The 22,106-nt window shown below is 44.6% G+C and carries 25 protein-coding genes; 24 read left to right on the forward strand and 1 reads right to left on the reverse strand.

Features of this window, described 5'->3' with window-relative positions; all coding sequences use genetic code 11:
- Positions 1-72: 72 nt before the first annotated feature.
- The 14 genes from T355_RS14505 (at position 73) to T355_RS0112790 (ending at position 10,785) form a co-directional block, all read left to right on the forward strand.
- A complete protein-coding gene (locus tag T355_RS14505; RefSeq protein WP_051555584.1) occupies positions 73-1,344 on the forward strand; it encodes a GspE/PulE family protein in 1,272 nt (423 codons plus the stop codon).
- A gap of 40 nt (positions 1,345-1,384) precedes the next feature.
- A complete protein-coding gene (locus tag T355_RS0112730; protein ID WP_051555585.1) occupies positions 1,385-2,404 on the forward strand; it encodes a type IV pilus twitching motility protein PilT in 1,020 nt (339 codons plus the stop codon).
- Positions 2,401-3,588, forward strand: coding sequence for a type II secretion system F family protein (locus tag T355_RS0112735; RefSeq protein ID WP_027398062.1), 1,188 nt, complete (start codon positions 2,401-2,403; stop codon positions 3,586-3,588). Before T355_RS0112730 ends, T355_RS0112735 begins: the two co-directional genes overlap by 4 nt.
- A gap of 10 nt (positions 3,589-3,598) precedes the next feature.
- Positions 3,599-4,009, forward strand: coding sequence for a prepilin-type N-terminal cleavage/methylation domain-containing protein (locus tag T355_RS14885; RefSeq protein WP_051555586.1), 411 nt, complete (start codon positions 3,599-3,601; stop codon positions 4,007-4,009).
- Positions 4,006-4,593, forward strand: coding sequence for a prepilin peptidase (locus T355_RS14890; RefSeq protein ID WP_051555587.1), 588 nt, complete (start codon positions 4,006-4,008; stop codon positions 4,591-4,593). The genes T355_RS14885 and T355_RS14890 overlap by 4 nt, the downstream gene beginning before the upstream one ends.
- A gap of 35 nt (positions 4,594-4,628) precedes the next feature.
- A complete protein-coding gene (locus T355_RS0112750) occupies positions 4,629-5,030 on the forward strand; it encodes a hypothetical protein (RefSeq protein WP_027398063.1) in 402 nt (133 codons plus the stop codon).
- Positions 5,023-5,214, forward strand: coding sequence for a hypothetical protein (locus T355_RS0112755; protein WP_027398064.1), 192 nt, complete (start codon positions 5,023-5,025; stop codon positions 5,212-5,214). Before T355_RS0112750 ends, T355_RS0112755 begins: the two co-directional genes overlap by 8 nt.
- 3 nt (positions 5,215-5,217) lie before the next feature.
- On the forward strand, positions 5,218-5,748 hold the full coding sequence (locus T355_RS0112760; protein WP_027398065.1) for a hypothetical protein: 531 nt from the start codon (positions 5,218-5,220) through the stop codon (positions 5,746-5,748).
- Complete coding sequence (locus T355_RS0112765) at positions 5,732-6,151, forward strand: hypothetical protein (RefSeq protein WP_155851744.1); 420 nt, start codon at positions 5,732-5,734, stop codon at positions 6,149-6,151. Before T355_RS0112760 ends, T355_RS0112765 begins: the two co-directional genes overlap by 17 nt.
- A 75-nt stretch (positions 6,152-6,226) precedes the next feature.
- Positions 6,227-7,237, forward strand: coding sequence for a hypothetical protein (locus tag T355_RS0112770; protein ID WP_155851745.1), 1,011 nt, complete (start codon positions 6,227-6,229; stop codon positions 7,235-7,237).
- Positions 7,206-7,772 (forward strand): type 4a pilus biogenesis protein PilO, encoded by a 567-nt coding sequence (locus T355_RS0112775; RefSeq protein WP_027398068.1) that lies wholly within the window; start codon positions 7,206-7,208, stop codon positions 7,770-7,772. Before T355_RS0112770 ends, T355_RS0112775 begins: the two co-directional genes overlap by 32 nt.
- A gap of 83 nt (positions 7,773-7,855) precedes the next feature.
- Complete coding sequence (aroC, locus tag T355_RS0112780; protein WP_027398069.1) at positions 7,856-9,013, forward strand: chorismate synthase; 1,158 nt, start codon at positions 7,856-7,858, stop codon at positions 9,011-9,013.
- Positions 9,013-9,522 carry a shikimate kinase gene (locus T355_RS0112785; protein WP_027398070.1) on the forward strand — a complete coding sequence of 170 codons (510 nt, stop codon included), beginning with the start codon at positions 9,013-9,015 and terminating at the stop codon, positions 9,520-9,522. The genes aroC and T355_RS0112785 overlap by 1 nt, the downstream gene beginning before the upstream one ends.
- Before the next feature lie 24 nt (positions 9,523-9,546).
- On the forward strand, positions 9,547-10,785 hold the full coding sequence (locus T355_RS0112790) for an ATP-binding protein (protein ID WP_027398071.1): 1,239 nt from the start codon (positions 9,547-9,549) through the stop codon (positions 10,783-10,785).
- Positions 10,786-10,873: 88 nt separating this feature from the next.
- Here the strand turns inward: T355_RS0112790 and T355_RS0112795 are convergent, their stop codons facing one another.
- Positions 10,874-11,755 carry a LysR family transcriptional regulator gene (locus T355_RS0112795; protein ID WP_027398072.1) on the reverse strand — a complete coding sequence of 294 codons (882 nt, stop codon included), beginning with the start codon at positions 11,753-11,755 and terminating at the stop codon, positions 10,874-10,876.
- A gap of 320 nt (positions 11,756-12,075) precedes the next feature.
- Between T355_RS0112795 and motA the strand changes: the two genes are divergently transcribed.
- From motA to T355_RS0112845, 10 genes are all read left to right on the forward strand, one after another.
- Positions 12,076-12,852 carry a flagellar motor stator protein MotA gene (gene motA, locus T355_RS0112800; protein WP_027398073.1) on the forward strand — a complete coding sequence of 259 codons (777 nt, stop codon included), beginning with the start codon at positions 12,076-12,078 and terminating at the stop codon, positions 12,850-12,852.
- A 3-nt stretch (positions 12,853-12,855) separates the two neighbouring features.
- A complete protein-coding gene (locus tag T355_RS0112805) occupies positions 12,856-13,626 on the forward strand; it encodes a flagellar motor protein MotB (RefSeq protein WP_027398074.1) in 771 nt (256 codons plus the stop codon).
- Between the two features lie 68 nt (positions 13,627-13,694).
- Positions 13,695-14,066 carry a holo-ACP synthase gene (gene acpS / locus T355_RS0112810; RefSeq protein WP_027398075.1) on the forward strand — a complete coding sequence of 124 codons (372 nt, stop codon included), beginning with the start codon at positions 13,695-13,697 and terminating at the stop codon, positions 14,064-14,066.
- A gap of 10 nt (positions 14,067-14,076) precedes the next feature.
- Complete coding sequence (locus tag T355_RS14520; protein ID WP_051555588.1) at positions 14,077-14,961, forward strand: NAD(P)H-hydrate dehydratase; 885 nt, start codon at positions 14,077-14,079, stop codon at positions 14,959-14,961.
- Positions 14,962-15,095: 134 nt separating this feature from the next.
- A complete protein-coding gene (locus T355_RS0112820; protein WP_027398076.1) occupies positions 15,096-16,175 on the forward strand; it encodes a branched-chain amino acid aminotransferase in 1,080 nt (359 codons plus the stop codon).
- A gap of 238 nt (positions 16,176-16,413) precedes the next feature.
- The gene (cdaA, locus tag T355_RS0112825) at positions 16,414-17,286 is read left to right on the forward strand and encodes a diadenylate cyclase CdaA (protein WP_051555589.1); all 873 of its coding nucleotides are present in this window, start codon (positions 16,414-16,416) and stop codon (positions 17,284-17,286) included.
- Positions 17,276-18,214 (forward strand): YbbR-like domain-containing protein, encoded by a 939-nt coding sequence (locus T355_RS0112830; protein ID WP_027398078.1) that lies wholly within the window; start codon positions 17,276-17,278, stop codon positions 18,212-18,214. The genes cdaA and T355_RS0112830 overlap by 11 nt, the downstream gene beginning before the upstream one ends.
- A 21-nt stretch (positions 18,215-18,235) precedes the next feature.
- Positions 18,236-19,855 carry an NAD(P)/FAD-dependent oxidoreductase gene (locus tag T355_RS0112835; protein WP_027398079.1) on the forward strand — a complete coding sequence of 540 codons (1,620 nt, stop codon included), beginning with the start codon at positions 18,236-18,238 and terminating at the stop codon, positions 19,853-19,855.
- Positions 19,856-19,888: 33 nt separating this feature from the next.
- Positions 19,889-21,244 carry a phosphoglucosamine mutase gene (gene glmM / locus T355_RS0112840; protein ID WP_027398080.1) on the forward strand — a complete coding sequence of 452 codons (1,356 nt, stop codon included), beginning with the start codon at positions 19,889-19,891 and terminating at the stop codon, positions 21,242-21,244.
- Positions 21,245-21,255: 11 nt separating this feature from the next.
- Positions 21,256-22,038: a sirohydrochlorin cobaltochelatase gene (locus T355_RS0112845; protein WP_027398081.1), complete on the forward strand. Its 783-nt coding sequence runs from the start codon at positions 21,256-21,258 to the stop codon at positions 22,036-22,038.
- The last annotated feature ends 68 nt before the right edge of the window (positions 22,039-22,106 follow it).

The raw sequence follows: 22,106 nt of genomic DNA on the forward strand, positions 1-22,106 counted from the left end.
AAAAATTTTTGTATAATGATAAAATAATTAATAAAGAAAAGTGAAGATGTAAAACCACAAAGGAATATTAGTATGAAAACTAAAAACAGGAAAAGTTTTAAAGAATTATTTGATGCTGCCAAGCGAAGCACTACCACTTATCCTGCACCTATATCTGTTCCAGTTAAAATCGTCAACGACCATTCTCCGGTGGTGGAGCTGGTTAATCGCATCGTGGAGGAGGCTTTGGTACAAAATGCCTCAGATATACACGTGGAACCGGGCACCATAGCAGGGAGATTACGCTACAGAATCGATGGAAAGCTGGAAACTGTATATGATGAGATTCCCATGGAGCTATATAGCAACGTCATTTCCCGTATTAAGATAATGTGCCAGCTAAATATTGCGGAGAACCGTTTGCCCCAGGATGGTCGCTTTTCCTATGAAAATATGGACAAGGAGATTGATGTTCGGGTTTCAATTGTTCCCCTTATCAATGGAGAAAAGGCTGTACTTAGGCTTTTGAACAGGGCTGGCGTTTTTATGGATATTGACAGTCTGGACTTTTCCGTGGAAAACAAAGCTAAATTTTTGGGATTATGCCAAGAAAATAGTGGGGCAGTGATTATAGCGGGGCCGGTAAATTCTGGGAAAACAACCACCTTGTATGGGGCACTGCATTATCTGAATAATCCTGCCAAGAATATTGTTACCATTGAGGATCCCGTGGAATATCAGCTGCAGGGAATTAATCAGGTGCAGGTCAATACAAAAATAAAGCTGGATTTTGAAGATATCTTAAAGGCAGTGCTGCGACAGGATTATGATGTTCTGGCAATTGGGGAGGTGCGCAGTGATGAGGTATCCAGGATGCTGGTTAAGAGCTCCCTTACAGGTCATTTGGTGTTTGCTACAATCCACACATCAAGTGCAGCCAAGGTTATTTATCGCTTGTTGGATATGGGGATAAAGCCTTTTTTGTTGGCCATTGCCCTAAAGGGCATCGTGGCTCAGCGGCTGGTTCCCAGACTGTGCCCCCATTGCTGTGAGGCCTATGATGTGTTGCCGGAAAGCCAGCTTGCCAGGAGGATGGGAGCAAATTACGAGCCAGGATTATGGCTGTATCGCCGTCGGGGCTGTGAAAAATGCAAGGGCCGTGGCATTAAGGGCAGGGTGGCCATTCAGGAGGTGCTGATGATTGACAGCGAGTTGCAGCAATGTATCAGTTCACGGCCCACAATAGGTGAGCTGGAGGAAGCTATAAAAAATGCTGCAATGAAAACCATGTGGGAGGATGGGATTGAAAAGGCAAAGGAGGGGCTGGTGGAAATCCAGGAGGTCGCACGGGTATGTAGTGAGTAATTTGAGATAGGGAGCAATATACAGGGGAGTAGGAAGAAATATGGGACTATGTGAGAGTGATTTTGAGGAAATATTGATGGGGGCATCTCAAGGGGGAGCGTCAGATGTATTTATTTCGGAGGCAGTTCCAGTTTTCTGCAGGAAGTGGGGAACGCTTTCCGTCATGAAGAAGGGGGTGGCCAGTAAGGAGGATATATGGAAGATATTTTCCAGAATCACCCACCGTGACCAGCAGGAGGAATTTCTAAAGAGAAAAGAGGTGGATTTTACTTGGGAGCTTTCGGGGTGGCGTTATCGGGTGCATATTTATCGTCAGCGGGGGAAGATAGCCTTCGCATTCAGAATAATGCCCCATACAATCCCCACTCTTAATGAGCTGGGACAGGCTGGGGCCATCCGCCAATTCATGGATTGCAGGGACGGACTATTATTGGTAACGGGCTCCACGGGAGCCGGGAAAACCACTACAGTAGCAGCTCTTTTGGCGGAGATGAATCAAAATAAGGACTATCATATTCTTACTTTGGAGGATCCGGTGGAGTTTATATATCCCCAGGGCAGATGCCTGTTCAGCCAGCAGGAACTGGGGGGAGATTTTCTCGGGTACCCCAGTGGAATTATCAGTGCCATGAGGGAGAATCCTGATGTGATTATGATTGCAGAGCTGCGTGATGGTAAAAGCTGTGAAGCGGCATTAAGTGCAGCAGCTTCAGGACATTATGTCATTGCCACCATGCATACGGGGGGAGTGGTGGAAACAGTGGAGAGATTTATAAGCATGGTTTCCCCGGAGAAACAGAATCTTGCCAGAAGTATGCTGGCATCAGCCTTAAGGGGAATATGTGCCCAAAAGCTATATAAGGGGCTGGATGGCCGCTTGCATTGTGGGGCAGAAATATTGCAGGGGAATAATGCGGTGTCCAATATCATCAGAAAAGGGAAATATGAGCTGCTTAAGTCCGTAATGCAGTCGGGGACTGTTCAGGGAATGCAAACCATGGAAATGGCCATGGAAAAGCTGCGAAGCCAAAAGCTTTTAGAACTGGATAGGGCACTATGAAAATTTTTGATTACATTGTGCTGGATGATGGGGGCAGGCGAAGTCAGGGGAATATTGAAGGAATGAGCAGAGCGGCTGTTTATGAGGAATTAAGGTCCCAGGGAATGATAATTATCAGCCTCAAGGAAAAGACAAAATTCAAATTCCTTGAGCTTGGCCATAACTCTGACAGCTGGAAGAAAATAAAGAAAAGTCAGTTTTACCGTCAAGGGGCAATTATGATGAAGGCAGGTGTTCCCATAGGTGAGGTGGTGAGGATAATGGAGGGGGAAAGTGGAAATGCTGGAGGCCTTAAGGAGAAGCTGTCCTCGGGTATGTCCTTGGCCAGCGCAATGACAGCTTGCGGGAAAAAATTCAGCTCCCAGGAGATAGCAATGGTGGAGGCCGGGGAATATGGAGGCAATCTGGAATGGGTTTTCAGTGCCTTGGCCGACAATTTTCAGCGAAGGGAAGCATTGGAGAAGGGCTTCAGAATGGCTATGCTGTATCCTGGCTTTCTGGTCCTTTTGAGCCTGTGTTCCCTGACATTTGTCATTCTTGGGGTGTTGCCGGTAATTCTTGATGTATTTGGGGATTTATCCCTTGAGCTGCCCTGGACTACCAGATTATTGATTAGTGCCTCACAGGTGTCCGGGAAGGTTGTTTTTATGGTAGCGGCTGCACTTATTCTGATTGGGCTTGTAATCAGAGCAGTCCGTAGCCATCAAGGTCTTGGAAGCTATGGGGACGGATTGATGCTAAGGATGCCATTTTTTGGCAGGCTATGGCTTATGAAGGATATGAGCGTATTGCTGGGAACACTGTCCATGCTGCTGGAGAGCGGAATAGTTATTGATAAGGCTGTGAATAGCTGCGTGGCTCTTTGCAGTAATTTATGCTTGCGTGAAGCTGTGCAGGAAATGGGCCACAGGCTGGCCAGGGGAAATGGGCTTACAGCCTGCATGAGAGGGGATTTATATCCTGAGGTTATACGGGAAATGGTATCTGTAGGGGAGGCCTCTGGGGAGCTTGTTGTTATGCTTCGTCATGGCAGTGAGTTGTGTTTGGCGGAATCAGAGAATAAAATCCGGTTAATTGAAACCATGGCAGAGCCGGTGATAGTGACGGTTTTGGGGCTTATTATAGGATTTATAGTAATAAGCGTTGTTTGGCCAATGTTAGAGCTGATGACGGCCTATTTTTAAGGAGAGGGATATGGTGAAAAAGTTTAGAGATGAAGCGGGATTTTCCATGCTGGAGCTGATAATCTACATTTCTATAGTGGGAATTATTCTTGCAGTGGCAGTACCAAAATACAATAATGCCATTGTAATGGCCAATACGGCCAGAATACAGGCAGATCTTCAGACCTTGGATGGGGCTGTTATGATGTATTACACGGAAACAGGACAATATCCCGGGACAATTGGCGATTTGGATGATTATGTAAAGAACGTTACGGAGCTTCATCCTCCAAAGGGAAAGTATATGCTTAAGGATGGTACTGTGGGTGAAATTTCAGATTCAGAATACACCATAGACGTGGAGGAAAATGAGGCCCTGTGTGATGGTCACAGATTGGCTGATTTTGGAAGGCAGGAGAAAACGGGACGTGGTACGGAATGAGGGGTTGCTTTGAGTTATTAAAAAGGCATGGTCAGGAGATTTTTGCCTTTTATGCAGTAATAACCGGGGCAGAGCTTTTGGTATGTTCACCACTTAAGGATTGGTGGCTACTTCCCATGTTTAATATCACCATGATTCCTTTGGGAATATTGGATTATCACTATAAACGGCTGTTGAATCCCTTGGTGCTTATTTTGGCGGTAACGGGAATAATGTGCTGTGTTGTGCTGTTGGAGAAAAATATAGGAGATGCCCTATTGGGGGCGGCTGTATTCGGTGTGCTGCTCTACCTTATACGTTATATATCAAAGGAAGGACTTGGAATGGGAGACGTAAAGCTGGGGGCAGCAGCCGGGATATGGCTGGGCCCCCAAGCCTCAGTAACGGCGCTGTATACTTCCTTTATTTTGGGAGGGTTATATGTAATTTGTTATTTGTTGATGATGGTAACGAGGGATGGAAGGAACAGCCTATGGAAGATAAGGAAAAAAGCTATTCCCTTTGGCCCGTTTTTGGTATTGGGAAGCACAATAGGACTTATCTATGGAGAGGAACTTATAGATTTTTATTTAAGCCTTTTTTAGAGGATACAGGTGCTAGCCTTATTGAGGTGGTGCTGGTGGTTGCGGTCCTTTCTGTGGCCGTTGGGACAGCAGCTCATACCTTAAGGTTCACGGACCAGCTTCGGCTGGACAATGAAACAGCTTTTTTGGCAAAGCGGTTACAGTATGTCAGGGAAATATCACGGAATGCAGATGATTTTTCAGCCTCAGGATATAGGGAGCTTTCCTTGGGACCATGTTTTTCGCTAAAGACGGGGGGACAGGGATATTATTATCGTGTGGGCAGTAAAAGGGTGGAATCCTGGAACCTTCCCCAGGACATTCATATTTCCTGCAATAGACAGGAACTGGTTTTTTACAAGGATGGGGAGGCTACGAACTGTACTTTTAATCTTTCCTTGGGGGATAAAAAACGGCTGGTGATAGTGGACAGAGTGGGGCGAATACGAATTGAGTAAAGATGATGCTGGGTTTGTAATTATGGATGTAATACTATTGACGGTGCTGTTACTGTCTTTGCTGGCCATGATAAAATACAGCTTTCTTGCCTATGATGATGCAGTTAATATGGAGCATCACTTCATGGAAGAGCTGGCTTTACGGGAATATAAGGACAGGCTGGAAATGGAGGCGGACAGATAGGCTATGTTCCAAATCCGAAATGATAAGGGCATCTCCTTGCCGGAGGTAATGGTATGTATGCCAATTTGCATGATATTAATAACGGCGTTGGTGACGGCCTATGGAGTATTATCAAAAAACTATATAAAAACCGTCAGCCAATGGGCCTACCTTGAGGAGCTTAGAATTATTACTGATACGGTTCAGCAGAAGGTGAGATATGCGGACAGCATCAGCGTTGCGGACCATCACAAATTACTCCTTTCCTCCCAGGACTATAAAAGGTCTGAAAGGGATACATTTCAGTTTTATTTGTCATCAAATAATAAAGGGATATTTTTGCTGAACGGGCAGCCGGTTTCCAATGATGACAGTACAAGGTATGTGAATATAAAAGATATTTCTTTCCAAAAGGTTCTGCCGCATAAGGTGATAATGATGGTGACTTTGGAAAATAATATTACTGGCAGAGTGGTTACAGTTGAAAATAGTATTTATAGCCGCTGTGTATGGGCTAAAGAAAGGGCAGGCGAGTCTGGTGCTGATGACGCATGATAGGGGAAGTATTTCCATTACAGCAATAATTATGATATTTTCGGCATCCCTTTTAATGGTAGCCTTGGGGCAGCTAAATTATCTGGAGCATAAGGTTTTGGATAACAGCATTGCTCAAAAGCAGCTGCGGCAAATGGCAGAATTTGCAGTCCAGAGAGAGTATGACAGGCTTGAACAGGACCAAGCTTTCCTAAAAGGTGTTCTAATGGAGTCCCGTCCCATGGAGCCCACAGGTGACGTATTGGAAAATGAACAGGGGCAGTGTTATGTGTTTGTGGGTGAAAAGAATGGACAGGTAATAATATGGGCTGTGGCCGAAAGAGAAAACAGCAAGGCACAGGTAAGCTATAGTCTGGTATTGGATGAAGAAGGGGACAAATTTGTTCTGAAGGGAATGTTTTAATTGAATTTCAGGAACATTTTTCAGAGGGATGCGAGGGATATAGTGGCAGTTTGCCATAAGGAAGATGTCATATATATGGTCGGGCTACGAAGCTACAGGGACGGCAGCATTGCTTTAATATGGATTGATTCATTGAAGGATGCTGGAGAGGATTTTCATGACAGATTAATTGGGCGGCTGATGCTTCAGCAGCAAAAAGACAGTGAAGTAATTTTCTGCATTGACGATGACAGAGTGATTACCACAGAGCGGGAAATGCCAGGGGTTACATTAAAGGAAATTGGGCAGGCCATAGGGCTGGAAATGGAATACTCCGGCGAGAATTGTAAATGGGCTTATAGATATCAGGATGATGTGGTTACCTTAAAAAAGATTTCTCTGGATGATTACAAGCTGTTGGTTGATGATTACCGTGATGAGCTTTTTATTGCCGGGGTTATGGCTATGGACTACCATGAAAAAATTGCAGGTTCATTTAGCGAGGAGCTTTTTGATATGGACTGGGGCTCTATTTCCCAAGGGCAGATTACTGATGTGGTGAGGGAGCTTATATTTACAGCTTGTGATTATATTAGGGAAAGGGGATATTGCTTTGAGCGGATTCCCAATAGCTTTTTTAATTGGCATTGGCTAAGGGTAGGTATCCTGTTTTTCCTTGTAAATTTTTGTGTATCCTTGATTATTGGTGGCACAGCATTTTGGGAGGGCCAAGAGCTGAAGGAAAAAATACATGGCTATAAGCAACAAATGGCGTTATTGGAAAATGTAAATGATATTAAAAGGGAAACAGAGAGTAGGGCAGAGGCAATCAGGGGGAAAGCCAATATACTGAATTCTCTGAGGAACAAGGGAATGGATTTATCAGGGTACGCTATAATGGTTTATTTGTCCAATGGGAGTGGGGAAGGGGTAATTCTCAGTGAGGTCAAAGTTGATAAGGATAAGCAGCTTATATTAAAGGGACGGGCCGATAATATGGGGGTACTGGTTAAGTATATCAATAAGCTGGGGAAAAGCTTATCCATTGAAAAAACTCAGCAGGGTGAACAGGGCGATGTGGAATTTATTTGCAAGGGGCAGCTATAAATTGTTGCCGATGAAAATATATATTGGTGGGTTTGCTTTTGCTTGTGGCCTGTTTATTATGATTTTAAATATTTGTGTTTTGCTGCCCCGGGTAGGACAGACCAGGGCGGAAAACAGGGAGCAGCTTTGTGCCTTACAAAATCAGGTGGCGTCAATTACCGCTTTTCAGAGAAAGCGTGAGGATTTTGAGGCCTATATTGGGGAGATAAACAAGGAATATCAGCTGATGGAAAGGCTGCTGCCCTCTGATGAATCAGCCGTTGCCTTTATTGAACAGCTGGAAGACCATGCTGAAGCTAACGGGTTGGAATTAATATCCTTAAGGCCGGGCAAGGTGATTAAGAGAGATAAGTACATGGAACAGTCCTATGAAGTGGGGGTACGGGGTGAATATGCTTCCATCATGGAATTTCTGAAAAATCTGCCACAGGTTCCACCATATAATAAAACCCAAGCAATTAGCATAAAATACTCACCACAAGGACTGGAGTGCCATATTAATGTTTCAATATTTTACTGTATGGGCGAAAAATAGGGATAAATTCTTGCTTTATGTAAACACTTATCATAGAATTAAAAGGTACATGTTTCCAAGAAATTACGGTTATGAGGTGTTGTATGAGTAATTTTAGATTTTTGACCTCCGGAGAATCCCATGGTCAGTGCCTTACAGCTATTGTGGAGGGAATTCCTGCCGGACTGAGGATAGATATTGAGGCGATAAATAGGGATTTGGCCCGCCGCCAACAGGGTTATGGCCGTGGCGGACGCATGAAGATAGAAACGGACAGGGCAGATGTGGTTTCAGGTGTTCGTTTTGGGGAAACCATGGGGGATCCCGTTACTTTGCGGGTAGTGAACCGTGATTGGCAGAACTGGACTGATCGTATGTCTGTTTTTGGTCCTGAGTTTGGTGACAAGGTTACGGCGGTACGTCCGGGACATGCGGATTTGACCGGCGTGCTGAAATATAACCGTAATGACGCCCGGGATATTTTGGAGCGTGCCAGTGCCAGGGAAACGGCAGCCAGAGTGGCTGTGGGCGGACTCTGCAAGGAATTTTTGAAGGCCTGCGGTATTGAAGTGGTATCCCATGTAACTAAAATTGGTGGTATTGCCGTGGATGAAGCCAATATTGATAGAAGCAAAATTGGCAGCGGGGATTCCGAGCTTAACTGCTACGACCCAGAGGCAGAGGAAAAAATGAAGGGGAAAATACAAGAGGCCATGAAAGCCGGGGATACCTTGGGCGGCGTTTTCGAGGTGATTGTCCGTGGTGCACCTCTTGGCCTTGGCAGTCATATCCAGTGGGATAAGCGGCTTGACGGCAAGCTGGCATGGGCAATGATGGCAATTCAGGCCATAAAGGGCGTGGAAATCGGCGCCGGCTTCCAGTGCGGTGAGCTTCCTGGCAGCCAGATTCACGATGAAATGTTCTTGGATAAGGATAATAAGGTTTACAGAAAAACCAATCGGGCAGGTGGCCTGGAAGGCGGTATGACCAACGGGGAGGAAATATGCATCAAGGCTTGCATGAAGCCTATTCCAACCCTTATGCAGCCACTAAATTCTGTGGATATTGGTTCCAAAACAGAGGTCAGTGCCTGCAAGGAGCGCAGTGATTGCTGTGCGGTATCTGCTGCATCTGTAGTAGGGGAAGCTATGGTGGCTATCGTTATTGCTGAGGCTGTGCTGGATAAATTTGGCGGTGATGCCATGGTGGATTTGCTTAGTTCAATGAATAATTATAAAAACAGGGTTCAGGGTGGCTTATGATAAAAAATGTTGTTTTAATTGGTTTTATGGGTGTTGGCAAATCCAGTACCGGCCGTATGCTGGCCAATATGCTGGGGTTTAAGTTTATCGATATGGATAAGGCCATTGAAAAAAAATACTCTATGACTATCCCTGAAATGTTTGAAAAATATGGTGAAGCCTATTTCCGGGAAAAGGAAAAGGAAATGTGTCGGGAGGTGGCCTCAAAGAAAAGCGTGGTTATATCCACTGGAGGGGGCACTGTGAAGGACCCTGAAAATGTGGAAATATTAAAACGTACTGGTAAAATTGTATGCTTGGCGGCCAGTGTGGATTCCATCATGGAGCGAACCTCTGCCAGGGGCACAAGGCCTATTCTCGATGCCATGGAAGACAGGCGCCAGGGAATAATTGACCTGCTGGCAGAGCGCCAGCCTATGTATGATCAGGCAGATTATACCTTGGATACTACGGATTTATCACCATTGCAGGTATCCCAGGATATTATTTCTTATATGAAGCGTAGATAATAAATGTGAAATGGAGGTCATGATATGGTATCTGTTGACCTTGAAAATATGTTGGTGTGCCGTAGTATATTAAAGGATAAGCTGGTGCAGGAGCTTATAGCATCCGGCAGCGAACCAGATAATTTGGCACTGAGCCATGCCTTCGCAGGACACCTGGTGGAAAAGGCAGAAAATGAAGGATGGAGCGGCAATCTTATAAGAGCCCTTTTTCTCCATCTTCTCAGCCAGGAGGGGTGTCTGGCAGCAAAAATGGCTGAAGCCTCCAAGGGGGCTATAGGCGATAGTCTTAAAAAGGCCTTTGTGCATGATATTAAAAAGCTGATGCCTCTGCTGTTTAACAGGGCTTCGAGCATTGTTAATATAAGTATTTTGGATGATTATATTCCTTCTATACCATATACGCTTGAGGCAACTGCTTTTCTGGAAAAACAGCTGGAGGGCTGCAACACTCCTGAGACAGTAGCAGATGCGTTTTTGGTTTTCTATCGAAAATACGGCTATGGGGAGATTGCTTCCCATCAGGCCTTTTCCTGGGATTCCAAGCATCAGAAGCTGAAGGGAATACGGCATTTTGAGGCCATGGATTTTGCTGATATAATTGCATACAAGCGCCAAAAGGAGCAGCTTATTAACAATACACTGGCATTTATTAATAAGAAGCCTGCCAATAACGTACTGTTGGTAGGGGCAAGAGGCACAGGCAAATCCTCAGGGGTTAAGGCACTGGCCAAGGCATATTACAGCCAGGGGCTGAGACTGCTCCAGATGCAGAAAACCCAGCTTAATGAGCTGCCAAAGATTATGGCTACCTTGCGACAGTACGCCAGCAAGCGTTTCATTATATTTTTTGATGATCTTTCCTTTGAGGAATCAGACAGTGATTATAAGTATTTAAAGTCTGCCATCGAGGGCGGAGTTGAGTCCTGTCCGGAAAATGTGCTGATTTACGCCACCTCCAACAGGCGTCATTTAATTCGTGAAACCTGGAGAGACCGTGTTGATGGTCAGGATGAGCTTTTCAGAAATGACAGTATCAATGAAACCATATCCCTGTCTGATCGTTTTGGCCTTATTATCACTTATTTGGAGCCAACCCAGGATGAATATCTTGATATTATTGATCACTTCCTTAGTCAGGAGGGTATTCACCTTGAACGGGAAGAGCTGCGCATTTTGGGACATCAGTGGAATTTGGAGCATTCGGGCAGAAGTGGCAGAAGTGCCCGACAGTTTGTAATCCATTATTTGGGCCAGATGAAATAAAAATATTGGCAAAGAAAAAAGACTTTGGAAACGTGATATCACATCTTCAAAGTCTTTTATTTTTGTTCTTTATTTCGTATCACCTAAGTCAGTGATGCTCATTAAGAGTATTCTTACAGAAATCAATAAATGATTGTGCAGCCTTGGAAATGTAGCGCTCCTTTTTCCAGGCCAGGCCTAAATCAACATAAATCGGATCCTCGAAAGGCAAAATCTTGATGCCCGGAGTTCCCTTTACGATGAAATCAAGCAGGAAGGAAATGCCGACATTTGTGCTGACTAAGCCCTTAATAGTTTCAATCTGATTGGATTCCAGTACAATATTTGGAGAAATATTGGCCATTTTCAGCTTATTCAATACCATATAACGGAGGAAGGAGCCTTCCTTTAACATAATGAGATCCGCCTCGCTTATGTCGTTAATGTTAATAGAATTTTTTCTGGCCAGCGGATGCTCCTCAGGGACACAGGCCACAATCTGGTTGCGGGCCATAGGGAGAAGCTGCAGACTGGAGGAGGCATCAGAAAGAATTACAATACCAAAATCCAGTTCATCCCTTTCCAGCTGCTCACGGATAGTCATGGAGCCTTCCTCGTAAAGGTAAATGTCCAGATGAGGATAAAGGTGCTGGAAGCTGGAGAATATTCTTGGGAATAAGTAGGCACCGATCATGGATGGAATACCAATTTTTATAGTGCCCTTCTGCAGTTGCTTGTAGTCGTTGACTTCAAGAACCGCATCCTGAATATTCCTAAGAGCCAGTTCAATGCGGTTGAGGAAGATTGTGCCCTCAGGGGTGAGGGAGAGCTGCTTTTGACTGCGGTCAAACAGCTGAATGCCCAGCTCAGCTTCTAATTTTTTTATAGCCACGGTAATGTTAGGCTGGGAAACATTTAATCTTTCTGCCGCTCTTGTGATATTTTTTAACCGGCTTGCCATCTGAAAATATTCTAGCTGTCTTAATTCCATTGGTAATCACTCCGATATAATGTATAGGGAAATTTTGTCCGATAAATCAAAATTATCCGTTGATTATTATATCATATATTATGCAAATATTAAATAGTTCTTATAATAGTATAACGAAAATTTATTCTTCTGTAATATTTAAGAATTTTTAGGTATTTAGTATTTTGGAATTTTGAGAATTTTGTTGTATAATGATTATATATTTATCAGTGGAAGTAGGATTTTTTATACTTTTATTGAATATACATAGTGTAAAAAACAATCTATAATATGTTATTCATTTTAAACGACATGTAATGGGTTGAACGGGGGGAATTATTTTGGAATTAGCTACAATCGTTGGCTTGGTAATGGGTCTCATATCAGTATTCGTTGGTATGGTAATTAAGGGAGCTCCAATTTCAGCGTTGAACAATCCTGCGGCCTTCCTTATTATTATAGGTGGTACAGCGTCCTGTATATTCATCGGTTTCCGTATGGATCAGGTAGTGAGATTTCCTAAGCTTATAGGAATGACCTTTAAAAAGAACAATCTACAGTCCTCTGGTGAGCTTTTGCAGTTGTTTATTGAGCTTTCTCAGCTGGCCCGTCGTGAAGGTATTCTGGCTCTGGAAAGTAAGGTTCAGGAAATCGAGGATCCATTCTTCCGTACTGGTCTTGGTATGGTTATCGATGGTATGGAGCCGGAATTCGTTAGTGATGTACTTGATGCGGAGCTGGCTATCATGCAGGCCCGTCATACAGAAAATCGATCCATGTTCTCCCAGGCTGGTACTTATGCACCGACACTGGGCGTACTTGGCGCCGTAGTAGGTCTGATTGCAGCACTTGGTAACTTGAATGATATCGATAAGCTGGGTCATTCCATCGCGGCGGCATTCGTTGCTACAATACTTGGTATATTCACCGGTTATGTATTGTGGCTCCCATTCTGTAACAAGTTAAAGATTTTGTCTGAGCAGGAAATAAATCAAAAGCGTATGATCATCGAGGGCATTTTGTCCTTGCAGGCTGGTGACTCTCCTACAGCAATAGAAGCTAAACTGATGGTATTTATTCCTCAGACAGCACGTGAAGGCTTGAAGAAGGAGGAATAGTTCATGGCGAAGAAAAAAAGACCAAAGCCTCATGAAGAAGAAGCATCAGAGGCGTGGCTTCTGCCTTATTCTGACCTGATGACACTGCTCCTGGCCTTGTTTATTTGCTTATTCGCAATTTCCCAGACTGATGAAACCAAGCTGACTCAGATGGCTCAGGCCTTCAGTTCGGCGTTTAATTTGGGCGGTCCGTCCTTCTTTGTTGGTGCAGGACCTGCCTCTACCAGTTCCCGAGATTATCTATCCGATGAGGATGGCGGTGCTGAGGCATATCTGGCGGAGAATAATCAGCTTGAGGCTGTTAAACGAAGCCTGGACCAATATATTGAACAGAATGAATTGAATGACGATTTAAGCACCACTCTTACGGAAGATGGTCTTATGATCAGAATCAAGGAGAAGGCACTGTTCCCATCCGGATCTGCTGATCTGGTTCCTGGGGTACAGCGCATCGGTCCAGCCATTGCAGCACTGATTGCACCTATTCCACAGCGTATTCTGATTTCCGGACACACGGATGATGTTCCTATCAGCAATGCTCAGTTCCCTTCAAACTGGGAGCTTAGCTCTGCCCGTGCCCTGAATTTTATGAAGTATATCCTGGCTCAGGATTCCCGCATGAATCCGGCCCGGTTCAGTGCATTGGGCTGTAGTCAGTACAGACCTATCGCTGACAATGTCACTGAGGAGGGGCGCACCCAGAACCGTAGGGTCGAAGTGCTCATTGAACGTGCAGTTCACCTTGATAAATCAGCAATGCAATCTATTCGTTAATAATTAAAGGGCTCCTTTGGGGCCCTTTTTTGCTATGGAAACTTAAAATTACAGATGGGGAGAAAATTATGATTATTGGCATTGGTGTGGATATTATAGAGTTGGACAGAGTGAAAAAAGCAATTTCCAGTGAGGCTTTCATAAAAAGAGTTTATTCAGCCGGGGAAATCGAATACTGTAAAGCCAGAGGAAAAAGCAGCGTACAGTCCTTTGCTGGTCGTTTTGCGGCCAAGGAGGCTATTTTAAAGGCCTTTGGGACCGGACTGCGGGGGGGTGAGCTGGTGGATATAGACGTATATAATGATGAGCTTGGCTGTCCCAGGGTAAGGCTCTCCGGCTGGTTTGGGGAATTTGCCGAGAAAAAGGGCGTGAAAAATATATGGATAAGCATCAGCCACTCAAAAAATAGTGCTGTAGCCCAATGTGTGTTGGAAGGATAAGGGGATTTTTATGAAGTTGGATTTGATTCCCATAGATGGGGAGCTTGTAAAGGGAATGATGCTGCCAAGGCCTAAGGATTGTCATAAAGGAACCTGTGGGCGGGTGTTGGTTATTGCCGGCTCTACAGGGCTGACAGGGGCTGCTGTTATGGCTTCACAGGCGGCTTTGAGGGCAGGAGCCGGAATCGTTAGCCTGGCCTGCGCTGAAAGCCTGAATACCATTTTTGAAATTAAGCTCACTGAGGTTATGACTATTCCGGTGGTTGAGGCTGAAAAGGGTTGTATTGGCATTGATGCCTTGGATTTTCTGCTGGAAAAGGCCACTCAGTACGATGTGGTTGTAATTGGACCTGGATTGGGACGACATGAAAGTACCATGGAACTGGTGCGGGAGTTTGTACGCCAGACGGAGACACCGTTAATAATTGATGCTGATGGGTTGTATGCCTTTCGTGGGCAGTGCCATCTTCTTAAAGACTGCCGTCATGTACCAGTGTTGACTCCCCACTTGGGAGAATTGGCAGCATTGCTTAATATTTCTGTCAAGGAATTATTGCAGGATCGTTGTAACATAATTGAAAAGACAGCAGAAGAAAATAATGTAATTTTGGTGGCCAAAAGTGAGGAAACAATGGTTGCTTACCCGGATGGGCGCCTGTATATAACCACTGTAGGGAACCCTGGTATGGCTACAGCGGGCAGCGGCGACGTACTGGCAGGAACCATAGCAGGTGTATATTGCCAAACAAGAGGGAAGTGTGCTCCTCTGGCGGGAGTATATATTCACGGCAGGGCTGGTGATATGGCCTATGAAAAAAATGGTAATGGGCTGATTGCAACGGATATGATTGGGAACATTGGCAGGGTACTTTTGGAACTTTTATTGCCAAATTAGTGTACAAGGTTTACAAAAAGTTGCCAAAAATAACAAAAAACTCTTGATTTATTACACTGAAGCGACTATAATTTGGTATTATATGTTTACACAAGTACATGATTTATGTACAAAAAGTTAGGAGATGTATATTTATGGCAGATGTTCGTTTTGTTAAGGCGGATACTTTAAAGGCTAAACCGGATGTTACCAAAATCGGATTTGGCACTCACTTTACTGATTACATGTTTGTAATGGATTATGAGGAAGGCAAGGGATGGTTTGACCCTCGTATCGTGCCTTACGAGGATATTAAGGTTAGCCCTGCCAACACTACCCTTCATTATGGGCAGGCAATCTTTGAGGGCTGCAAGGCTTATCGCTACAAGGGCAATAAGGCCGTTGTTTTCCGTGCCAAGGATCATATTGCAAGACTGAATAAATCTGCCAAGATTTTAGATATTCCACAGGTTGATGAGAAGCTGGTTTATGATGCTCTCATGCAGCTCATTGACATTGAAAAGGAATGGATTCCTGATGGCCCTGGTCAGAGCCTTTATATCCGTCCATTTATTTTTGCCAATGACCCATACCTGGGCGTTAGCGTCAGCAAGTGCTACAAGCTGATGATTATTCTGTCTCCTGTGGCAGCATACTATGCTCATGGCTTTGCTCCGGTAAAGATTATGGTGGAGGACACCTATGTAAGAGCTGTACGTGGTGGCTTGGGTGCTGCCAAGACACCAGCAAACTACGCAGCATCCCTTCATGCAGGCCTGGTGGCTCACGAAAAAGGTTACGACCAGACCTTGTGGCTGGATGGCGTTGAGCGTAAATACATCGGTGAGGTTGGCTCCATGAACATCCTGTTCAAGATTGACAACAAAATTGTCACCCCTGAACTGGATGGTACTATTTTGGATGGTATCACCAGACGTACAGTATTGCAGGTGGCAAAGTCCTGGGGCTACGAAGTGGAGGAGCGCAAGATTTCCACTGATGAGCTTCTTGAAGCATACAAGAACGGCAAGCTGGAGGAGGTATTTGGCTCCGGTACTGCTGCGGTTATTTCCCCTGTAGGAGAGCTGGGCTATAGTAGTGCTGATACCAAGATGGTATTTAATGATGGCAAGATTGGTCCATTTGCCCAGAAAATGTATGATTACATTGATGGTCTCCATACCGGTGAGGTGGAGGATACCTTCGGTTTTATTGATGTAGCTGGACAGTATTGATAAAATGAACCTGTGGCGTTCCTCTAAAAGGAGGGACGCCTTTTCTTTTTGCGGCTAATCACCTTGTTTTCATAAAATATTGCTACTATAATATAGTAATATTAATCTAACCAAAATTTAGGATTAATGATACAATTTTTAGTTAAGTTTTATTGAAAATAAAAGCAGGATTTTAATTAATGATGATAGAATAAAAAATATATATGGTAGTGTGTTATAGTTACAAGGAGTCGTTTGTATGTCGTTTGATGTTTTTATTCACATTTTGGATTTGCCCATTCCTTCTCAGATACATGGGCTGATAAGGACTGTGGGCTTCTGGGATGTAGTTGATATATTGATTGTAGCCGTAATTCTTTACAAGGTTTACGAAATGCTGCAGGATACCCGGGCCATCACCTTGGTGAAGGGCCTTATTGTGCTGATGATTGTTACTCTGGTGGCCGGCCTTTTGGAGCTTCATGTAATTTCTTGGCTGCTGCAGAAAACTGTAACCTTGTTGTTTGTGGCCTTGCCTATCGTATTTCAGCCAGAGCTTCGCAGAGCTTTGGAACGTCTGGGACAGGGACGCTTTTTGGGGTTGGACCAGTACCTCGATGTGGAGGAAGCCAATACTCTGACAAATGAAATAGATAAGGCCGTATTTAATATGGCAGACAAGAAAATCGGTGCCTTGCTGGTAATAGAGAAAAATGTTGGTATAAATGAAATCATAGATACAGGCATTAAAATTGAGGGACTTATAACCACGGAGTTCTTGATGAATGTGTTTATTCCCAATACACCGTTGCATGATGGTGCTGCTGTGGTACGCGGCAAGCGTTTGGTGGCGGCAGGATGCTATTTGCCTCTTACGGAAAACCGTTCCCTCAGCAGTGAGCTGGGGACCCGTCACAGAGCGGCCATTGGTCTTTCTGAGCAGTGTGATGCTGTAATTATTATCGTCAGTGAGGAAACCGGTGTGGTTTCTGTGGCAGAAAATGGCCGTATTGAGCGCTATATGACCCATGACAGTTTGCGTCAGCGTATACGTCCTCTCTTTGTAAAAGAGAAGTCAAGTATTAAGTTTAAGGATATTATTGCAAATTGGAGGAAGAAAGATGATGAATAGAATCCAAAGTATATTCAGACACAATCTTCCTGCCAAGATACTGGCTCTTTTGGGGGCGGTAGTTCTTTGGTTTTTTGTTATGAATGACCAGAATCCGTCTGTAAATTCCACATTTACGGTGCCGGTTTATACCATTAATGGGCCGGATGGCTATACCGTTAAGCTGAACCCACGTGATGTAACAGTGAAGGTTAAAGCTCCACGGGCTTCCTTTACTGCCACAAAGCCTGATGATTTCAAGGCTTATGTGGATTTGGAGGATGCTGTTGAGGGCACCAACAAGCTGAAGGTGCGTACCGTAGTTCCTCAGGGCTTTGAGGTTGTAGATATTTCAGATGAAATTATTGAAGTAACTATGGAGGCACTTGTTGAAAAGCAGCTGGCAGTGAACGTTCAGGTTACTGGTAATACTGGCGCACACAGTGCCCTGGATAAGATTATTCCGGAAAAAGACAGTGTCAAGGTTACAGGACCACGAACCAATGTGGAAAGAGTCAATCGGGTGGTAGGATATCTTAATCTAGCCAATAATACATCTGATTTTACTATAAAGGTTAAATTGACACCTGTTGATGTTGATGGAAATATAGTCGACAGTGTTTCTCTGTCCACCCAGGAAATTGATGTTACGGCCAAGATATTGAGTGGCGTTGATAAGAAGGTTGTTTCGATTAAGCCGGCATACAGTGGCGTTCCTGCACAAAACTTTGAGGTATCAGTAGTTTCTGCCCAGCCGGATAAGGTGGAGATTACAGGCAAGACCGAGGTGCTGGAGAAGCTCAGTGAGATATTCACGGACACTGTTGTGGTGGATGGGGCAAATGCTGATATTATAAAAGACGTGAATCTTGTGCTGCCTGATGGTATAATATCTCCTAGCCAAAAGGTTAAAGTGAAGATACAGATTAAAAAGAGAAATAGTGATTGAGCAATAAGAGAGGTAAGCTAAGTGATTAGGATACAGAACGTTAATGTTTCCTTTGATGATACGACACCCCTTAATGTCTTGGTTGAAAAACGAATGGAATTACCACCTCACTCTGTCAGTGAGGTGGTAATTGTGCGTAAAGCCATAGATGCCAGACGTTATAAGGGGGCTGGGATTAAGTTCGTCTATATACTGGATGTAGCAATAGATGGTAATGAAAAGAAAATCCTTAACCGCTTTAAGAAAAATAAAAATATAGATTGGGCCCCTAAAAAGGAGATGCCGAGAAAATATCCATCACCAGTAGCTGATGATCAGCCACCGGTAATTGTGGGCTTTGGCCCTGCAGGTATGTTTGCGGCTCTTACCTTGGCCAGGGCTGGTTATAAGCCTATTGTTTTGGAACGGGGCCGGGATGTGGACAGCCGTCATGCTGATATTCAGAAGTTTTGGGCTGGAGGAGCGTTATCCCCTCAGTCCAATGTCCAGTTTGGCGAGGGAGGAGCCGGGACCTTTTCCGATGGCAAGCTCACCACAAGGGTAAATGATCCCCTCATTAGTTCGGTGCTTGATGATTTCGTTAAGGCTGGTGCCCCGGAGGATATAAAATATCTCCATAAGCCACATATTGGCACGGATATGCTGCGTACAGTTGTCAAAAATATCCGGCTGGAGATTATCCGCCTTGGGGGACAGGTGCGCTTTGAAAGCCAGGTTACGGGTATAGAGAAGAATAGTGACGGCTCTATTAAGGCCGTTATTATTAATGATAGTGAGCGGATGAATGTTTCAGCGGCTTTCTTTGGCATTGGTCATTCTGCCCGGGATACCTATAAGATGCTTTACGATTTCGGCCTTAGTATGGAGGCGAAGCCTTTTGCGGTAGGTGTCCGTATAGAGCATCCTCAGGAAATGATTGACAGAAATCAGTATGGTGATGATACTGGCCATGAGCTTCTTCCGGTGGCTGATTATGCTGTTACTTATAATGATAAGGAAAAGGGGCGTGGTGCCTACTCCTTTTGCATGTGTCCGGGAGGTCAGGTGGTGGCCGCAACTTCGGAGCTGGAGGGTGTGGTTACCAATGGTATGAGTGATTACAGACGTGATTCAGGAGTGGCTAATTCAGCGCTTTTGGTTACGGTCAATACCAAGGATTTTGCGGATCATGTGCTGGGAGGAATTGAGTTCCAGCGTAAATGGGAAAGGGCGGCCTTTAAGGCTGGAGGTGGAGATTATTACGCGCCAGTTCAGACGGTGGGTGATTTTCTTTCCGGAAAATTTGGCTCCACAGATTTTCTTACAAAACCTTCCTATCAGCCAGGAGTACGGGCTGTGGATCTCCATCAGTGCCTGCCGGATTTCGTCAGTGGTATGCTGACAGATGCCCTGCCATATTTTGGAAGAAGAATAGCGGGATTTGATAATGTGGGTGCAGTAATGACTGGCATTGAGTCCCGGTCATCGGCGCCGTGCAGAATTATTAGGGATAAGGGCACCTTCGAGTCTGAGAGCCTGTCGGGCTTTTATCCCATTGGTGAAGGGGCAGGCTACGCGGGTGGCATAATGAGTGCAGCCCTTGATGGCATGAATGCGGCACTTGCATTTTTAGATAAAAAGGCTCATACTAAAGGAATGTGAATTTGATATTACTAACTTGGAGGTTATTTTATTATGGCTAGATTATTTGGTACTGATGGTGTGCGTGGAGAGGCAAATGTTGAGCTGACTCCGGAATTGGCATATCGTTTGGGCAGGGCGGCAACTTTGTATTTTGGTGAAAATTCTGAAACGATGCCAAAGATTCTCATCGGCCGTGATACCAGAATTTCCGGTCAGATGTTTGAGGCTGCTTTGTGTGCGGGTATTTGTTCTGCCGGCGGACGTGCAATTATTGTCGGTGTTATCCCAACTCCTGCTATTGCATATCTTACAAAGAAAAAGAACGCTAACTGCGGTATTGTTATTTCTGCATCTCATAACCCATTCCACGACAATGGTATTAAGTTCTTCGGCGGCAATGGCTATAAATTGCCTGATTCTGTGGAGGACGAGCTGGAGGAAATCGTAAGAAAGATTGAAGCTGGTGATGATTTCCCACGTTCCACCGGTGCAAAGATGGGTTATATTGATTATCGTCATAACTACATTAATGAGTACAAGGATTTCATTCTGTCCACCTGCAAAGAGCGTTTTGATGGCATGAAGATTGTACTGGATTGTTCCAACGGTGCAGCCTATGAGGTAATGCCAATGGTTCTTAACAGTCTTGGCGCCGATGTTATTGTTCTTAATAATGCGCCAAATGGCAGAAACATTAATGATAACTGCGGTTCCACCCATATGGACCGCATTCAGAAGGCTGTAGTGGGCCTTGGGGCAGATTTTGGTATAGCCCATGATGGTGATGCTGACCGTTGTCTTTGCGTGGATGAAAAGGGAAATATCATTGATGGTGACCATATTCTGGTAATGTGTGCCAAGGAAATGATTGCTGATGGTACCCTTACCCATAATACTGTTGTAACCACTGTTATGGCCAATATCGGTTTCCATAAGGCCATTAAGGAATTGGGCGGCAGAGCTGAAATCACCAAGGTAGGCGACCGCTATGTGCTGGAGAACATGCTGGCTAATGGTTATAAGCTGGGTGGCGAGCAGTCCGGTCATATTATTTTCACTGATTACAATACCACTGGTGATGGCCCTGTTACTGCCATTCAGGTTCTGTCTGCTGTTAAGCGTAGCGGCAAGAAGGCTTCCGAGCTTAACGAGATGATGGTAAGCTATCCTCAGCTTTTGGTTAATGTTGCTGTTAAGACCAAGGAAGGCTGGGAAGAAAACGAGAATATTAAGGCTGCCATTAAGGCTGGAGAGGAAAAGCTGGGCTCCGATGGCCGCATTTTGGTCCGTCCTTCTGGTACAGAGCCACTTATCCGCGTAATGGCTGAGGGACCTGATCAGTCCCAGCTGGATGTAATTTGTCACGAAATCGCTGATGTTGTTTTAAAAGAGCAGGGTGCAAGATAAGGTGTACGAATATGAAACAGGCAATTATTGTAACTACCTTCGGTGTAGGTGATAAGGACGTAAAGAAAAAGTGCATAGATTCCCTTATCGGGGATATCCGCAATGCATTCCCGGATTATGATATCTTTGAGGCCTGGACCTCCCGCTTTCTCATAAAAAAGCTGGCTGCCCAGGGGGAGACCTATGAGACTTTGGAAGAGGTTCTGGGAGATCTGGAGGATGCTGGTTACCAAAAAGTGGTTGTGGCACCTACCCATCTGACTCCAGGTCTGGAGTTTGACAACAAGGTTGTCAAAGTGGTGGAGGAAGCCAAGGAAAAATTCACTGAAATCCATGTGGCTGAGCCTGCATTGGCCGGAAAGGGCCCTGAAGACTATGAAGGCATTGCAGACATACTTTTTTATCTTGATTCACTGGAGCCGGGAGAAGAGCTGCTGCTTATGGGACATGGCTCACCGAAGCGTCATAACCCGGTTTATGAGTGGGTACAGCAGTATGCCGATAAAAAAGATTTGCCTGTTCATGTTGGGGTTCTGGAGGCTGATGATTATCCGACCCTTGATGATGTCCTGAAACGTCTTAAGAAAAAGGGCGTGAAAAAGGTTTTCATGAGACCTATGCTTTTAACTGGTGGTGATCATGCTACAGTGGATATGGCAGGAGATCAGCCGGATAGCTGGAAAAACATTGTTTCAGGTGCCGGTATAGAGGTGCGTTTTTCTACAAAGGGCTTGGGAGAAAATAATCTTTATCGCTCCATTTACATAAAAAGAATAGAAAAGGCCTTGCGATAAAAAAGTTAAACAGTAACTAATAATTCAGTAACAATAAATAGAATTTATTGTTTTGAAACGCTAAATTG

The sequence above is a fragment of the Anaerovibrio lipolyticus LB2005 genome (assembly GCF_000621545.1).
Lineage (GTDB): Bacteria > Bacillota > Negativicutes > Selenomonadales > Selenomonadaceae > Anaerovibrio > Anaerovibrio lipolyticus_A.

Coding starts and splice junctions, on each gene's coding strand:
- T355_RS0112760 (WP_027398065.1), top strand. CDS start 5,218: ATGTTCCAAATCCGAAATGATAAGGGCATCTCCTTGCCGGAGGTAATG.
- T355_RS0112805 (WP_027398074.1), top strand. CDS start 12,856: ATGGCGAAGAAAAAAAGACCAAAGCCTCATGAAGAAGAAGCATCAGAG.
- T355_RS0112790 (WP_027398071.1), top strand. CDS start 9,547: ATGGTATCTGTTGACCTTGAAAATATGTTGGTGTGCCGTAGTATATTA.
- T355_RS14890 (WP_051555587.1), top strand. CDS start 4,006: ATGAGGGGTTGCTTTGAGTTATTAAAAAGGCATGGTCAGGAGATTTTT.
- acpS (WP_027398075.1), top strand. CDS start 13,695: ATGATTATTGGCATTGGTGTGGATATTATAGAGTTGGACAGAGTGAAA.
- T355_RS0112775 (WP_027398068.1), top strand. CDS start 7,206: ATGTGGAATTTATTTGCAAGGGGCAGCTATAAATTGTTGCCGATGAAA.
- T355_RS14505 (WP_051555584.1), top strand. CDS start 73: ATGAAAACTAAAAACAGGAAAAGTTTTAAAGAATTATTTGATGCTGCC.
- T355_RS0112845 (WP_027398081.1), top strand. CDS start 21,256: ATGAAACAGGCAATTATTGTAACTACCTTCGGTGTAGGTGATAAGGAC.
- T355_RS0112795 (WP_027398072.1), bottom strand. CDS start 11,755: ATGGAATTAAGACAGCTAGAATATTTTCAGATGGCAAGCCGGTTAAAA.
- T355_RS0112770 (WP_155851745.1), top strand. CDS start 6,227: ATGGTCGGGCTACGAAGCTACAGGGACGGCAGCATTGCTTTAATATGG.
- aroC (WP_027398069.1), top strand. CDS start 7,856: ATGAGTAATTTTAGATTTTTGACCTCCGGAGAATCCCATGGTCAGTGC.
- T355_RS14885 (WP_051555586.1), top strand. CDS start 3,599: ATGGTGAAAAAGTTTAGAGATGAAGCGGGATTTTCCATGCTGGAGCTG.
- cdaA (WP_051555589.1), top strand. CDS start 16,414: ATGTCGTTTGATGTTTTTATTCACATTTTGGATTTGCCCATTCCTTCT.
- T355_RS0112735 (WP_027398062.1), top strand. CDS start 2,401: ATGAAAATTTTTGATTACATTGTGCTGGATGATGGGGGCAGGCGAAGT.
- T355_RS14520 (WP_051555588.1), top strand. CDS start 14,077: ATGAAGTTGGATTTGATTCCCATAGATGGGGAGCTTGTAAAGGGAATG.
- T355_RS0112830 (WP_027398078.1), top strand. CDS start 17,276: ATGATGAATAGAATCCAAAGTATATTCAGACACAATCTTCCTGCCAAG.
- T355_RS0112820 (WP_027398076.1), top strand. CDS start 15,096: ATGGCAGATGTTCGTTTTGTTAAGGCGGATACTTTAAAGGCTAAACCG.
- glmM (WP_027398080.1), top strand. CDS start 19,889: ATGGCTAGATTATTTGGTACTGATGGTGTGCGTGGAGAGGCAAATGTT.
- T355_RS0112730 (WP_051555585.1), top strand. CDS start 1,385: ATGGGACTATGTGAGAGTGATTTTGAGGAAATATTGATGGGGGCATCT.